This is a genomic window from Treponema sp. R8-4-B8, from assembly GCF_054786175.1.
The window spans coordinates 1-783 of the sequence record NZ_BDHE01000169.1 but is presented as its reverse complement, the minus strand read 5'-3'; the positions used below and the strand labels follow the sequence as shown (position 1 = coordinate 783).

2 protein-coding genes are annotated in these 783 nt (G+C 38.7%); both read right to left on the bottom strand.

The window, feature by feature from the left end:
* Positions 1 to 255: 255 nt before the first annotated feature.
* The gene (locus tag ACYVRA_RS07665; RefSeq protein ID WP_461252146.1) at positions 256 to 537 is read right to left on the bottom strand and encodes a leader peptide processing enzyme; all 282 of its coding nucleotides are present in this window, start codon (positions 535 to 537) and stop codon (positions 256 to 258) included.
* The coding region (gene lspA, locus ACYVRA_RS07660) for a signal peptidase II (protein WP_461252145.1) at positions 537 to 783 on the bottom strand (247 nt) is incomplete at its 5' end. The genes lspA and ACYVRA_RS07665, both read right to left, overlap by 1 nt.

The following is a 783-nucleotide window of genomic DNA, read 5'->3' as shown; positions in this document are numbered from 1 at the left end:
CCTAGCCGCCGGCATGACCGACCATGTAGCGAAACCCATCGTTCCGAAGAAAATATACGCTACTCTTAAAAAACACCTGATTTGAGAAGACCTCACACAAAGAACACGAAGGAAGAGAAGATCACAAAGAAGAATAAAGGGGTTTTTGTCCGAAAGCTATATGTGAAGCTTCACGACAAGATAACGGACAATAACCCCTGATCCCTCTTTGTGATCTTTGTACCTTTGTGATCTTTGTGTGAAGTCTTTGGGAATTTATTTTTTAAGATTTCTTTTTACGAAAAGGGGATCGAAGTATTGTTCTACGTTTATTTTATTTATGAAATATTTTAACACGGCGCGGTAAACAAAAATTGAAATCGCTATTGACGCCAGTAAAATTAATGAGGCGGCCCAACCATAACCTGATTCCGGTATTTTGGGGAATATGAATTTTCCGTACAAAATGATTAAAACAATAAAACTGATAACAGCCACAATAGTATTAAACAATGTCGCGCCAAGTACAAATAATATCGTATTAACTTTTTTATTCATTACGTTGTTTCCTTTTTTTTAGGAGTAAAAAACATGGTGACAAGCAGTAAAATACAGCCTACGACAACTGATGAATCGGCAATATTAAAAGTCGGCCAGCGCTGCATTCCAAGGAGGCCGTAAATATTTACGCTGATAAAATCTACAACTCCGTCTGAGCGGAAAATACGGTCTATGATGTTTCCAATTCCGCCGCCGATAATTCCCGCCAATGCCCAACGTTGAATCGGGGTGAATTCATCGGAT